The following is a 13,631-nucleotide window of genomic DNA, read 5'->3' as shown; positions in this document are numbered from 1 at the left end:
AGAGGAGAACGCGGATGAAACAGATAGCCTCCATCGGCCTCGGCCACATGGGCGCGCCCATGGCCGCCAACCTGCTCAAGGCCGGTTACCTGCTGCGGGTCTTCGACCTGGTGCAGAGCGCCGTCGACAGCCTGGTGCCGCTGGGCGCCAGCGCCGCGCGCAGCGCCCACGACGCGGTGGACGGCGTCGACGTGGTGATCACCATGCTGCCGGCCAGCCAGCACGTCGAGGGGCTCTACCTCGGCGAGCAGGGCCTGCTGCAGCACATCGCCCCCGGCACCCTGGTGCTGGAATGCTCCACCATCGCCCCGGCCTCGGCGCGCAAGGTCCATCATGCGGCGGCTGAACGCCGGATTCCCATGCTCGACGCGCCGGTCTCCGGCGGCGTCGGCGGCGCCGTCGCCGGCACCCTCACCTTCATGGTCGGCGGCGACGCCCAGGTGCTGGAGAAGGCCAAGCCGATCTTCTCCGCCATGGGCCGCAACATCTTCCACGCCGGCAGCGACGGCGCCGGCCAGGTGGCCAAGGTGTGCAACAACCAGTTGCTGGCCATCCTCATGATCGGCACCGCCGAATCCCTGGCCCTGGGCGTGGCCAACGGCCTGGACCCGGTCGTGTTGTCCGAGATCATGCGGCGCAGCTCCGGCGGCAACTGGGCGCTGGAGGTCTACAACCCCTGGCCCGGGGTGATGGAAAACGCCCCGGCCTCGCGCGGCTACGAGGGCGGCTTCCTCAGCGCGCTGATGGCCAAGGACCTCGGCCTGGCCCAGGAGGCCGCGCAGCTCACCGGCAACGCCACGCCGCTGGGCAGCCTGGCCACCAGCCTCTACCGCCTGCTGCTCAAGCAGGGCTTCGGCGACAAGGACTTCTCGGTGGTGCAGAAGCTGTTCGACCAGGGATTGTGAAGCACAGCTTACGAGTGCATGGCGACCCGGCCGGTTTTTCCCGCGCCGGGCGTGGCCGATCATGGGCGCCATTCCGCCGTGCTACGGCCTTTGCCCTGGAGCTTTACGATGAAAATCGCCCTGATCGGTGCCACCGGCCATGTCGGCCATTATTTCCTGGAAGAAGCCCTGCGCCGCGGCCTGCTGGTGACGGCGCTGGTCCGTGACCCGGCCAAGCTGGCCGACCGCGCCGGCCTCACCGTCGTGCGCGCCGACGTCTACGACGCCGCGCAGGTGGCCAAGGCGGTGGCCGGCCATGACGTGGTCATCAGCGCCTTCAACGCCGGCTGGGGCAACCCGGACATCCGCGCCGCCCACGCCCGCGGCAGCCAGGCCATCCTCGACGGCGCCAAGGCCGCCGGGGTGAAGCGCCTGCTGGTGCTCGGCGGCGCCGGCAGCCTGGAAATCGCCCCCGGCCAGCGCCTGGTGGACAGCCCGGAGTTCCCGGAAGCCTGGAAACAGGGCGCCCTGGGCGCCGCCGACGCCCTCGACCAGCTGCGCGGCGAAAAGGCCCTGGACTGGGCCTTCCTCAGCCCGGCCATGCTCTTGGAAGGCGAACAGCGCACCGGCAGCTTCCGCATCGGCGGCGACCAGGTGCTGTTCGACGCCAAAGGCGAAAGCCGCATCTCCCTCCCCGACCTGGCCGTGGCCATGCTCGACGAAGCGGAACGCCCCGCCCACCACCGCCAGCGCTTCACCGTGGCCTATTGAGCGGAACACCGTAGCGGGCCCTGCCCGCGATTTCGCGCGCAGGGCGCGCTCCTACAGGGGAACACCGCGGGTGGGGCGGCGTAGGAGCGGATCTTATCCGCGAACCGCGCCGGTGGTTCCGGCCATCGCGGACAAGGTCCGCTCCGGGGGGAGGAATACCGTGCTTCCCGACAACCTGTAGGAGCGGGCCCTGCCCGCGATATCGCGCGCAGGGCGCGCTCCTACAGGGGAACACCGCGGGTGGGGCGGCGTAGGAGCGGATCTTATCCGCGAATCGCGCCGGTGGTTCCGGCCATCGCGGACAAGGTCCTACGGGCGAGAACGCCATGCCTCCCAGCAAACTGTAAGCGGGCCCTGCCCGCGATTTCGCGCGCAGGGCGCGCTCCTACAGGGGAATACCGCGGTGTGGGGCGGCGTAGGTGCGGATCTTATCCGCGAATCGCGCCGGTGGTTCCGGCCATCGCGGACAAGGTCCGCTCCTACGGGGAATGCCGTGCTTGTAGGGGCGCCGAAATGCGGCGGATAACCGCGAACGGTTATCCGCCCTGCGAACTCGCCGGCTGACGCTGAACTATCCCCCGCTCCGAACGGCCCCCTCTCCCGCTTGCGGGAGAGGGCTGGGGAGAGGGCGCTCTTCCGGGAGTGAACAACTGGCCCGCCGCCTGCGCCGCGATGCTCTGCGTAGGATGGGTTGAGCTTGCGATACCCATCGGACCCTGGTGATGGGTATCGCTTCGCTCAACCCATCCTACGAGGGTACGTCTTCCCGCATCACCCCTCGCGCTTCCCCGGCGTGGCGATATCGAACCAGAACTCGAAGTCATCCAGCATCCCGAACAGCTTGGCCAGCAACAGCGGGTTGCCCGAACTCTTCAGCTTGCCCTGGGCGATCAGCACCACCGGGTTGGCCTCCTTGAGCAGCAGGCGGTTGAGGTCGGCGCGGTCGATGGTCACCGTCTGCCCGGCGTCTTCGCTGTGCACGCCGCGGATGTTGTTCAGGTGCGAGTTCTTCAGCTCCAGCAGGTACTCCTGGCCGATGTCCGGCAACACCAGGTTGATGGCGAAGTCCTCGCCCTCGGCCTTGCCGGCGTTCAGGCGCACGCCCAGGTAGTCGAACAGCAGGCCGGTGTCCATCGCGGCCAGGGCGTCGGCGCTGGAGGTCTTCAGCGACGGCAGGTCGCGCGGCACGCCGTGGCGCAGTTCGTCCGCCGCGGCCAGGTAGCTGTTGCGCCAGCCGGCGTTCTCCGCCTGGTAGCCCAGCTGCTCCAGGGCGTCGGCCTGCAGGCGGCGGGCGGCCTGGTTATCCGGCTCGGCGAAGACCAGCTTGTTGACCACCTCCACCACCCAGCGGTACTCGCCCTGGTCGAAGGACTTCTGCGCCATCTGCAGCACGTGCTCGGCGCCGCCCATGAATTCCACGTACTTCTTCGCCGAATCCTCCGGCGCCAGCGGGTTCAAGGTGGCCGGGTTGCCGTCGTAATAGCCCAGGTACTTGTTCACCACCGCGCGCACGTTGTGGCTGACCGAGCCGTGGTAGCCGCGGTTGTACCACTCGTTGGCCAGCTCCGGCGGCAGCTGGAAGCGCTCATGGATCTGGTTGATGGTCACGCCCTGGTTGGCCAGGTGCAGGCTCTGGTCGTTGAGGTAGCCGTAGAGGTCGCGCTGCTTCTCCAGGGTGCGGACGATGTCCTCATGCCCCCAGCGCGGCCAGTTGTGCACGGCGAACATCACCTCGGCCTGGTTGCCGTAGCGGTGCAGCGCCTCGTTGATGTACTTGCTCCAGCCCAGCGCGTCGCGGGTCTCGGCGCCGCGCAGGGTGTAGAGGTTGTGCAGGGTGCCGGTGACGTTCTCGGCCATCAGCAGCGCCTTCTGCTTCGGCAGCCAGACGTTCATCTCCGAAGGCGACTCGGTGCCGGGGGTGTTCTGGAAGGCGAAGTCGACGCCGTCGATGCGCAGCTGCTCGTCGGGCTTGTCGATGGTGCGGGTCGGCGCGATCAGGCTCATGGGCCCGTGGGCGACGGCCTTGCCGATGGCCATGTCCACCAGCCCGCGCGGGCCCTGGGGCAGCTCGGTGCCGTACTGGTAGGTGGCGCGGCGCAGCATGGCATTGCCGGCCAGCACGTTCTCCTTGATCGCCGACTCCATGAAGCCCTTGGGCGCGATGATCTGCACCTCGCCCTTGTCCACCTGTTCCTGGCTCACCAGGCCCTTCACCCCGCCGAAATGGTCGACGTGGGCGTGGCTGTAGATGATCGCCTTGATCGGCCTCTGCCCCAGTTCCTGGCTGACTAGGGCGTAGGCAGCCTTGGAAGTGGCCGGGGTGGTCAGGGTGTCGATGATGATCCAGCCGCTGTCGCCCTGGACGAAGGTGATGTTGGCCAGGTCGAAGCCGCGCACCTGGTAGATGCCGTCGGCGACCTTGTACAGCCCGTACTTGAGGTTGAGCAGGGCCTGGCGCTGCAGGCTGGGGTTGATGCTGTCGATGTCCTGGCCGGCATCGAGGAAGCCGAAGCCGCCCAGTTGCCAGGCCACGCTGCCGTCGTCGTTGCGGATCACCAGCTGCTCCGGGCGCTTGATCAGGCCCTGCTCGACCCGCGCGAAGTCGGCGCGGTCGTTGAACGGCAGCGCCTCGCGCACCTTCTGCTGCAGGGCCACGGTGAAGGCGCTGGGCGGCTTGGGCGCATCGGCGGGGTCGTCGGCGGCGAGCAGCACGGGCGACAGGCCGGCCAGCAGGACGGCGGCGGAAAGGCGCAGCATGGAAAACTCCGGTTCTTGTTATGGGAATGCCTGGCACTATGCCCGCAGGCATGGCAATAATTCCAATGCATTCCTTTGCCAATACTGATGCAAGCCAAGCATGACCGACCTGCGCCAGCTCCGCCATTTCGTCGCCCTCGCCGAACACGGCCACTTCGCCCGCGCCGCCGAAGCGGTGAACCTCAGCCAGCCGGCGCTCTCGCGCAGCATCCAGGCCCTGGAAAGCCAGCTCGACTGCCGCCTGCTGGACCGCAACCCGCGCGGCATCAGCCTGACAGCCCACGGCCGGCTGGTGCTGGAACACGCCCGCCGCCTGCTGGCCGGCAGCCGCGCGCTGGACAACGCGGTGAGCCAGCTGGGCAACCTGGAGGCCGGCGAACTGCGCCTGGGCGCCGGCCCCTTCCCCGCTGCGCGCCTGCTGCCGCAGACCCTCGCGGCCTTCAGCCGGGCCCTCCCGCGGGTCAGCGTGGCGCTGGCCATCGAGAACTGGCAGCTGCTGCACCGGCGCCTGCTGGACGACGAGTTGGAACTGTTCGTCGCCGACTGCCGCGAACTGCAGGGCGACCCGCGCCTGGACATCCAGCCGCTGCGCGAGCACGACAGCCTGCTGTTCTGCCGCCCCGGCCACCCGCTGCTGGCGCGCGGGCGCCTGGCCATCGACGACCTGCGCGACTACCCGCTGGCCGGCCCGCGCCTGCCGCGCGACGCCCACCAGCGCCTGGCCCGCAGCCTGGGCCGCGAGCAGCCGCTGGACGTGCAGTGCGATGACGTGCTGATGCTCAAGGAACTGGTGCGCGGCAGCGACGTGCTGTGCCTGGCGGTGGCCGACGTGGTGGCCGCCGACGTTGCCGCCGGGCGCCTGGCCACCCTGCCCTGGCCGCGCCAGGCCGGCGACGCCGCGCTACGCGGCTCGGCCTACGGCCTGGTGCGCCACGCCAGCCGCAGCCTGTCGCCGGCGGCGCAGGCGTTCGTCGAGCTGTTGCTGCAGGTCGACGGCCAGCCCATCGAAGGCCCGGCGCAGAACGACTGACGGCACCCGAAGGTGCCGTCAGCAGGGGCATCAGCGATGCCAGTAGTAGCCGGGGGCCGGGGCGTAGCGCACCGGCGGCGGCGGAGGCGCGTAGTAGCGATGGCCGCCGCGCCAGCCGCCGTGGTCGTGTTCGTAGACCACGCAGCCGGACAGCGGCAGGAACAACAGCAGGGCAACGAGAAGGCGACGCATGGCTAACTCCTGATCGGCATCCGCTTCGAATCAGCGGCTTGTAGGATCAGACCCGGCGCCCCGGCGGCGGTGCCCGGCTACAGGGTAAAGCTTATGTAAATCACGGATTTACCCGCAGCGCGGGCAGGTGCAGCACGCCGAAGAACAGTACCTGCAGGCGCTCCAGCCAGGGTTGCCGGCGCGCCTTCAGGCGCCGGCCCAGCAGCAGCACCTCGCCGGCGTGCACCGCCAGCAGCACGACCGAGAGCGACAGCAGCGGGCGGTACAGCTCGCCGAACGGGTACAGCAGGTTGACCGCGGCGGCCAGCCAGAACATGGCCAGCGCGCCCTTGGCGAAGGACAGCAGGTGCGACATGGGCGACTCCGATGGGGTGGATGGTCCGCGCAGTCTGCCGCGGGCCGCGCGCCGGCCGACACCGACTTTCGACTGGCGCACCCGGCCCGGCCACGGCCGAGCGCCGCAGTGGAGAGCCGCCGCGGGAGTCGCTAGAGTGGAAAGATGACTACCCCTACTCCACCGGATGCACGCACTCGTAGGATGGGTTGAGCCTGCGAAACCCATGCTGCCGTGATGATGGGTATCGCTTCGCTCAACCCATCCTACGCAGAGCGATCCGGTGCAGTCGGCAAGACAGTTGCTCCTACGAGGTGCGCCATGCCCACGCTCAGCCATCACGACGCCCAGCAGCGCGTCGATGACATCCACGCCTTCACCCGCGAGTTGCAGCGCCTGGGCGAGGAAGGCGCGCTGAGCCTGGACGCGGCCCAGCGCGAGGGCCTGCAGGCGCACCACCTGCGCCTGCTGGACGAATACCGCGAGCGGTTCGACATCGACCGCGACAGCCAGGACAGCCGCCTGTCCCTGGGCATGCGCATCGCCTCCTTCCTCGGCGCGCTGGCCCTGGCCGCCAGCCTGTTCTTCCTCTTCTACCAGTTCTGGGGCCTGTTCGGCGAAGCCGTGCAGGTGGGCATCCTCGTCGGCGCCTCGGCGATCACCCTGCTGGCCACCTTCTGGCTGCAACGCCGCGACGCTTCCGGCTACTTCGCCAAGCTGGCGGCCATGCTGGCCTTCGCCGCGCTGGTGCTGAACATCAGCATGCTCGGGCAGATCTTCAACATCACCCCGTCCGAGCGCGCCCTGCTGCCCTGGGCGGCCTACGCCCTGCTGCTGGCCTACCTGTGCGACGCGCGGCTGCTGCTGGGCGCCGGGCTGCTCTGCCTGATGGGCTTCGTCGCCGCGCGCTTCGGCACCTGGGGCGGCGTCTACTGGCTGGACGCGGGCGAACGCCCGGAGAACTTCTTCCCCGCCGCCGTGCTGGTGTTCCTGGTGCCGCTGGTATTCGAGCAGCGCCGCTTCGACGGCTTCGCCGCGCTGTACCGGGTGTTCGGCCTGCTGGCGCTGTTCGTGCCCATGCTGGTGCTGGCCAACTGGGGCAACGGCAGCTACCTGCCCTTCGCCCCGCACCGCATCGAGGGGCTGTACCAGATTCTCGGCTTCGTCTGCGCCGCCGCGGCCATCTGGCTGGGCGCGCGCCGCGAGTGGCCGGAGGTGGTCAACACGGGGCTGGCGTTCTTCGTCATCTTCCTCTTCACCAAGTTCTACGACTGGTGGTGGGAGGTGCTGCCCAAGTACCTGTTCTTCCTCGCCCTGGGCGTGGCGGCGGTGCTGATCCTGCTGTTCCTGCGCTACCTGCGCAACGCCCACGGCCTGCTGGGAGGACGCCTGTGATGAACATCACCCGCAACCACGGCCTGCTGCTGGGCCTGATCCTGCTGAGCAACGCCGCCGCCCTCGGCGCCGCGGCCTGGAACCGCAGCGGCGAGCCGGACAGCCGCCTGAGCCTCAGCGAGCGCGAACTGCAGCGCAACAGCGACTGGCACCGCGAGAACAGCGGCGTGAGCCTGCGCCTGCTGTGGCGCATCCCCGGCGACGAGGCCAATGCCGCCTGGGCCCCGCGCATCCCGCTGGAGACCATGCACGCGCTGGGCTTCCAGGTGCCGGACAAGGTCGACCGCGACAGCGCCCTGGCCTTCGACCGCCAGCAGGCCCGCGACGCCCTGCTGGTGCTGGAACTGGACGGCCCGCTGTACCAGCGCGAGCTGGCCCTGGCCCGCGAGCGCCTGGCCCAGGCGGAAAAACGCCTGGCCGCCAGCCCCGACGACGTGCACCTGAAGAGCGAGCGCGACTTCCAGCGCAGCGCCCTGGACAACGAGGAACAGCGCGCCAGCCGGCTGTTCCTGGCCGACGCCGGCACCGACCTGCAGGCCCTGCGCCAGCAGTACCCGGACCGCCAGCACTACGCCATCGTCCACGGCCAGGTGCGGCCCATCTCGCTGTACCGCAACCGCGCCTGGGCCCTCGGCGGCAGCGCCAGCACCGAGGGCGTGCGCGCACTCAACGTGCCGCAGCGCTGGCACGACGAACTGGAGGGCCTGGCCCCGCGCGCCGAACAGCGCGCGGCCCAGGAGCAACCGCAGCCCTTCGGCGCCGAGGTGGCCTTCGGCCAACGCCTGGAGCCGTGGATAGAGCAGATCCAGGCGCGCTGAGCGGCCACCGCCACGCCCCGCGAAGAGGCGTAGCCAGGTGCCATCTAGGACTTTGGGCCTAGTACCTATTGAACATTGCGCTCCACGGCCGGGTGGCTAAGGTGGAATACAGGCCCTGCCGATATCCGCGACGGAGCCCGTGCCAGTTGTAGCCTCTCGAGGATTGCTCCCTGCCTCCCAGCCCCGCCGTCCGGCGGGGCTTCTTTATGCCCTGGCGATCGCCTGGCGCTGTCCTTGCCCCTGGCACTGCCCTTGCTAGAGCTTCTGCGGCACGGCCCAACGGCGGGTCGTCCACCGACACCGGCGTTCCTTCGCCCGCCCGCCTGGCGCGGGGCGAAGCGGCGCCTTTTTGCCCCGAGGTAGCGATGACCGACATGACCGCCGAACTGCACCCACTGGCCTGGGTCGCGGGCTCCGATGCACCAGAAAAGAGCGTGCTCGACCTGGGCTTCATGGCCCTGAGCGACGCCGCCTCGCTGATAGTCGCGGCCACCCAGGGCTTCGCCCAGCCCTACGGGCTGACGCTCAACCTGCACCGCCAGGGCTCCTGGGCCATGCTCCGCGACGGCCTGCTCGGCGGCCAGCTGGATGCCGCCCACTGCCTGTACGGGCTGGTCTACGGCGTGCAGCTGGGCATCGGCGGGGTGCCGGCCACCGACATGGCGGTGCTCATGGGCCTGTGCCAGAACGGCCAGGCGATCAACCTCTCCGCCGCCCTGCAGCGCGACGGCGTGACCAGCGCCGATGCCCTGCGCCAGCTGGTCCTGGGCCAGGGCGCGCGGCTGACCCTGGCGCACACCTTCCCCACCGGCACCCACGCCCTGTGGCTCTACTACTGGTTGGCCAGCCTGGGCATCCACCCGCTGCGCGACGTCGACACCCTGGTGGTGCCGCCGGCACAGATGGTCGAGCACCTGCGCGCCGGGCGCATCGACGGCTTCTGCGCCGGCGGGCCCTGGGGCGCCCTGGCCATCGACGAAGGCATGGGCTTCACCGTCGCCACCAGCCAGTCCATCTGGCCGGACCACCCGGAAAAGGTCCTCGGCGCCACCCGCGCCTTCGTCGAGGAGTGCCCCAACGCCGCCCGCGCCCTGGTCATGGCCCTGCTCGACGCCAGCCGCTTCATCGAGGCCAGCGAGGCGAACCTGCGCGGCACCGCCCAACTGATCAGCGGCAGCGACTACCTCGACGCGCCCCTGTCGAGCATCGAGCCGCGCCTGCTCGGCCACTACCAGGACGGCCTCGGCCACGCCTGGAAGGACGCCCACCCGCTGCGCTTCCACGACGCCGGGCGGGCCAACCAGCCCTGGCTGTCCGACGGCCTGTGGTTCATCACCCAGTTCCGCCGCTGGGGCCTGCTGCGCGGTGAGCCGGACTACCTCGCCATCGCCGGGCAGGTGCAGCAGCAGGCGCTGTACCGCGAAGCCGCCCAGGCCCAGGGCATCGCCGTGGACGAGCGCGGCCTGCGCAGTTCGACGCTGATCGACGGCAAGCCCTGGGATGGCACGGACCCCGCCGGCTATGCCCGCGGCTTCGCCCTGCACGCCCTGAACGACGCCTGAGGGAGCTGCGAAGATGCTGCGCATCCTGCTGATCAACGACACCGCCAGCAAGGTCGGGCGCCTGCGCGCCGCACTGGTCGAGGCCGGTTTCGAAGTGCTCGACGAATCCGGCCTGAGCGTCGACCTGCCGGCGCAGGTCCAGGCCCTGCACCCGGACGTGATCCTCATCGACAGCGCCTCGCCCGGCCGCGACGTGCTGGAACAGGTGGTGCTGGTGAGCCGCGACCAGCCCCGCCCCATCGTCCTGTTCACCGACGAGCACGACCCCCAGGTGATGCGCCAGGCCATCCGCTCCGGGGTCAGCGCCTACATCGTCGAAGGCATCCAGGCCGAGCGCCTGCAGCCGATCCTCGAAGTGGCCATGGCCCGCTTCGAGAGCGACCAGGCCCTGCGCGCCCAGCTGCAGGCCCGCGAGCAGCAACTGGTGGAACGCAAGCGCATCGAGCTGGCCAAGGGGCTGCTGATGAAGATGAAGGGCTGCCCCGAGGAAGAGGCCTACACCCTGATGCGCCGCCAGGCCATGAGCCGCCAGCAGAAGCTGGTGCAGGTCGCCGAGCAGATCATCGCGATGCACGAGATGCTGGGCCACTGAGCCGCGGCCAGTGGCCAGCGGCGGCACCGCGCGATCATCGCGCCAGCGCCACTGCTGGCCCAGCCCGCGAGCGAAGCGGCCTATGCTGCCGCCGCCCCGCCGCCATGGCGGGGCCAGGACCCGCTTCCGCCGCCTGCGCGGAAGCCCGCAGTGGGCGCGCCTGGCCAGGCCCCCGGACGCCCACCCGTCAGCGCCGGCACGCCGGCCCAGCAGAGGCACCCATGCTCGACATCAGTACCTGGAACCTCAGCGTTCCCACCGACCCCAGGCCCACCGAGGTCACCACCCAGCAGATCGCCCGCGGCTACCAGAGCCACTTTTTCACCCGCAACAGCGCGCGGATGACCTTCTGGGTGCCGGTCACCGGCTCGCACACCTCCGACAGCGTCTTCCCGCGCAGCGAACTGCGCGAGACGCTGCCCGACGGCTCCATCTACAACTGGTACTACCGCGCCGCCGACAACGAGCTGCGCGCCACCCTGACGGTGGAACAGGTGCCGTCGAAGAACAAGGTGATCATCGGCCAGATCCACAGCAAGTCGCCCTACAGCAACGACGGCGAGCCGCTGGTCAAGCTGCAGTACCACTACATCCCCGGCCAGGAGAGCGGGCGCATCGAGGCCCTGGTGCGCAACCACCCCGACGACTCCGCGGTGGTCAACGTGCCCCTGCTCAACGGCGTGCAGCTGGGCGAGCGCGTCACCTACAGCCTGCGCGTCACCTCCTCGGGCAACCTGGGCATCCGCGCGCGCAGCGCCGACGGCGCGGAGAACTACTACAGCAAGGCGCTCAGCAGCACCTGGTCGAAACAGCTGCTGTACTTCAAGGCCGGCGCCTACATCGCCGACAACTACGGCCCCAGCGACGAGGGCGCGCGGGTGACCTTCTACCACATCAACATCGCCCACCGCTGAAATCGCCCGCCGGCAGGCTGCCCGGGCGGGCCGCCAGGGCCTAGAATCGGCCCCTTCTTACACCGCTTCGCGCAAGGTACCCATGGCCCGCCTCGACCTGCAGTTCCCCGAGGAACTGTTCTGCTACCAGACCCAGCTGACCGTCCGCGTCACCGACATCAACGGCGCCCGCCACCTGGGCAACGACTCCATGATCTCGATGATCTCCGAGGCCCGCGCGCGCTTCCTGTTCGACTTCGGCATCAGCGAGGGCGTCGGCGCGGACGGCGTCGGCATCATCGTCACCGACCTGGCCACCACCTACCGCGCCGAGGCCCACGCCCGCGACCGCCTGCTGTTCGAGGTGGGCGTGATGGACTTCAACAGGTACGGCGGCGACATCATCTTCCGCATCACCCGCCCGGCCGACGCCACCCTGGTGGCCATGGCCAAGTCCGGCTTCGTGTTCTTCGACTACCGCCAGCGCAAGGTGGTGCCCATGCCCGAGGCCATGAAGACGGCCTTCCCGGCGGTCAACCGGGTGGACTGAAGCGCCCCATCGGCGGGCACCGGGCCCGCCCCGGCGCCCCTTTCTGGTTCGCCCCTGGGCCGGTTTCGCCGGCCAGGTAGCCGATTCCACGCCACCTGCGCGGTTGGCCCGGCCCTTGCTGTGGCACCTGCGGTGGCGATCAACGGCGATCCCCCATTCACACGACAAAGGCGTCGCATCCGCACCTGCCCCCTGGGGTAGCGCGCGGAGCGGCGCCTTTTTCGTTTCACCCCGGCGCAGGGGTGTGCGGGACCTGAACGAGACGCGCGACCGCCGCTGACGGCGGCGCCACGAACCCCTCTACCGTTGCTGACGAGGTACCCTCCATGAACACCAGCTTCTGGAAAGCCGGCCACGCGCCGACGCTGTTCGCCGCCTTCCTCTACTTCGACCTGAGCTTCATGGTCTGGTACCTGCTCGGCCCGCTGGCCGTACAGATCGCCGCCGACCTGCAGTTGACCACCCAGCAGCGCGCCCTGATGGTCGCAACGCCGATCCTCTCCGGCGCGCTGCTGCGCTTCGTCATGGGCCTGCTGGCCGACCGCTGGTCGCCCAGGCACGCCGGCCTGTTCGCCCAGGTGATCGTCATCGCCAGCCTCGCCGGCGCCTGGAGCCTGGGCATCCACAACCTGGAGCAGGCGCTGTTGTTCGGCGTGCTGCTGGGCATGGCCGGCGCCTCCTTCGCCGTGGCCCTGCCGCTGGCCTCGCAGTGGTACCCGCCGCAGCACCAGGGCAAGGCCATGGGCATCGCCGGCGCGGGCAATTCCGGCACCGTGTTCGCCGCCCTGTTCGCCCCGGTGCTGGCGGCGGCCTTCGGCTGGCAGAACGTCTTCGGCTTCGCCCTGATCCCGCTGTTGCTGACCCTGGCGGTATTCGCCCTGCTCGCCCGCAACGCCCCCGAGCGGCCGGCGCCGAAATCCCTGGGCGACTACCTCAAGGCCCTCGGCGACCGCGACAGCTGGTGGTTCATGTTCTTCTACAGCGTGACCTTCGGCGGCTTCCTCGGCCTGGCCGCCACCCTGCCCGGCTACTTCCACGACCAGTACGGCCTGGACCCGGTCACCGCCGGCTACTACACCGCCGCCTGCGTCTTCGCCGGCAGCCTGATGCGCCCGCTGGGCGGCGCCCTGGCCGACCGCATCGGCGGCATCCGCAGCCTGCTGGCGATGTACACGGTGGCCTCGGTGTGCATCGCCGCGGTCGGCTTCCACCTGCCCAACGCAGTGGCCGCCCTCGGCCTGTTCGTGGCCGCCATGCTCAGCCTGGGCGCCGGCAACGGCGCGGTGTTCCAGCTGGTGCCGCAGCGCTTCCGCCAGAGCATCGGGGTGATGACCGGGCTGATCGGCATGGCCGGCGGCATCGGCGGCTTCTGCCTGACCGCGGGCCTGGGCGCCATCAAGCAGGCCAGCGGCGACTACCAACTGGGCCTGTGGCTGTTCGCCGCCCTCGGCGTACTGGCCTGGTTCGGCCTGCATGGGGTGAAGCGGCGCTGGCGTACTACCTGGGGCAGTGCTGCGGTGACTGCGGCGCGGGTTTGAAGGCTTCCTGGGGCGTAGGTGCTGGGTGTAAGAGCGCCCTCTCCCCAACCCTCTCCCTGAAGGGAGAGGGGGCTGTCCTGAGCGAGTGGGGAGTTTGGAGTCATCCTGATACTCCTCATCCGCGAACGCGGGAACATAGGGCGAATAACCGTTCGCGGTTATCCGCCGTTGAAAAGGCGGATCGGGAATGACGAGGTGAAAGGATGAAGACGGTCCCCCAGCCCCCTCCGAACGGCCCCCTCTCCCTCTGGGAGAGGGCTGGGGTGAGGGCGCGGAGTCAACCTGATTCACCGCAGCCCAACCCCCTTCGCGAGC

The 13,631-nt window shown here is 69.8% G+C and carries 13 protein-coding genes; 10 read left to right on the top strand and 3 right to left on the bottom strand.

What is annotated here, in order from left to right; all coding sequences use genetic code 11:
• Positions 1 to 14: 14 nt before the first annotated feature.
• Together mmsB and RN02_RS26810 are read left to right on the top strand one after the other, a co-directional pair.
• Positions 15 to 905, top strand: coding sequence for a 3-hydroxyisobutyrate dehydrogenase (mmsB, locus tag RN02_RS26815; protein WP_043318191.1), 891 nt, complete (start codon positions 15 to 17; stop codon positions 903 to 905).
• A 108-nt stretch (positions 906 to 1,013) separates the two neighbouring features.
• Complete coding sequence (locus tag RN02_RS26810) at positions 1,014 to 1,655, top strand: NAD(P)-dependent oxidoreductase (protein ID WP_043318189.1); 642 nt, start codon at positions 1,014 to 1,016, stop codon at positions 1,653 to 1,655.
• 771 nt (positions 1,656 to 2,426) lie between these two features.
• On the opposite strand, the gene RN02_RS26805 is transcribed toward RN02_RS26810, so the two are convergent.
• A complete protein-coding gene (locus RN02_RS26805) occupies positions 2,427 to 4,412 on the bottom strand; it encodes an alkyl/aryl-sulfatase (RefSeq protein ID WP_043318186.1) in 1,986 nt (661 codons plus the stop codon).
• A 100-nt stretch (positions 4,413 to 4,512) separates the two neighbouring features.
• On the opposite strand from RN02_RS26805, the gene RN02_RS26800 reads away from it, so the two are divergent.
• The gene (locus tag RN02_RS26800) at positions 4,513 to 5,442 is read left to right on the top strand and encodes a LysR family transcriptional regulator (RefSeq protein ID WP_043318184.1); all 930 of its coding nucleotides are present in this window, start codon (positions 4,513 to 4,515) and stop codon (positions 5,440 to 5,442) included.
• Between the two features lie 30 nt (positions 5,443 to 5,472).
• Here RN02_RS26800 and RN02_RS34050 read toward each other — a convergent pair whose 3' ends face one another.
• Together RN02_RS34050 and RN02_RS26795 are read right to left on the bottom strand one after the other, a co-directional pair.
• Entirely contained in the window at positions 5,473 to 5,634 is a 162-nt protein-coding gene (locus RN02_RS34050; protein ID WP_009618749.1) for a hypothetical protein, read from the bottom strand.
• A gap of 100 nt (positions 5,635 to 5,734) precedes the next feature.
• On the bottom strand, positions 5,735 to 5,989 hold the full coding sequence (locus RN02_RS26795; protein WP_043318182.1) for a DUF1145 domain-containing protein: 255 nt from the start codon (positions 5,987 to 5,989) through the stop codon (positions 5,735 to 5,737).
• A gap of 300 nt (positions 5,990 to 6,289) precedes the next feature.
• Between RN02_RS26795 and RN02_RS26790 the strand changes: the two genes are divergently transcribed.
• The 7 genes from RN02_RS26790 (at position 6,290) to RN02_RS26760 (ending at position 13,316) form a co-directional block, all read left to right on the top strand.
• Positions 6,290 to 7,363 (top strand): DUF2157 domain-containing protein, encoded by a 1,074-nt coding sequence (locus RN02_RS26790; RefSeq protein WP_043318180.1) that lies wholly within the window; start codon positions 6,290 to 6,292, stop codon positions 7,361 to 7,363.
• Positions 7,363 to 8,181, top strand: a complete 819-nt coding sequence (locus RN02_RS26785; RefSeq protein WP_043318178.1) for a DUF4824 family protein — start codon at positions 7,363 to 7,365, stop codon at positions 8,179 to 8,181. Before RN02_RS26790 ends, RN02_RS26785 begins: the two co-directional genes overlap by 1 nt.
• 365 nt (positions 8,182 to 8,546) lie before the next feature.
• Positions 8,547 to 9,743, top strand: coding sequence for a CmpA/NrtA family ABC transporter substrate-binding protein (locus tag RN02_RS26780; RefSeq protein WP_082033900.1), 1,197 nt, complete (start codon positions 8,547 to 8,549; stop codon positions 9,741 to 9,743).
• Positions 9,744 to 9,756: 13 nt separating this feature from the next.
• A complete protein-coding gene (locus tag RN02_RS26775; RefSeq protein WP_043318177.1) occupies positions 9,757 to 10,335 on the top strand; it encodes an ANTAR domain-containing response regulator in 579 nt (192 codons plus the stop codon).
• Positions 10,336 to 10,556: 221 nt separating this feature from the next.
• The gene (locus RN02_RS26770; RefSeq protein ID WP_009618743.1) at positions 10,557 to 11,249 is read left to right on the top strand and encodes a polysaccharide lyase family 7 protein; all 693 of its coding nucleotides are present in this window, start codon (positions 10,557 to 10,559) and stop codon (positions 11,247 to 11,249) included.
• Positions 11,250 to 11,331: 82 nt separating this feature from the next.
• The gene (locus RN02_RS26765) at positions 11,332 to 11,778 is read left to right on the top strand and encodes a thioesterase family protein (RefSeq protein WP_043318175.1); all 447 of its coding nucleotides are present in this window, start codon (positions 11,332 to 11,334) and stop codon (positions 11,776 to 11,778) included.
• Positions 11,779 to 12,104: 326 nt separating this feature from the next.
• Positions 12,105 to 13,316, top strand: a complete 1,212-nt coding sequence (locus tag RN02_RS26760; protein ID WP_043318173.1) for a nitrate/nitrite transporter — start codon at positions 12,105 to 12,107, stop codon at positions 13,314 to 13,316.
• Positions 13,317 to 13,631 lie beyond the last annotated feature (315 nt).

The organism is Pseudomonas sp. PI1 (genome assembly GCF_000812405.1).
In the GTDB taxonomy this organism is placed as follows: domain Bacteria; phylum Pseudomonadota; class Gammaproteobacteria; order Pseudomonadales; family Pseudomonadaceae; genus Pseudomonas; species Pseudomonas citronellolis.
Note: the sequence above shows the minus strand (reverse complement) of the source record. Positions and strands in the feature narration are given on the sequence as shown.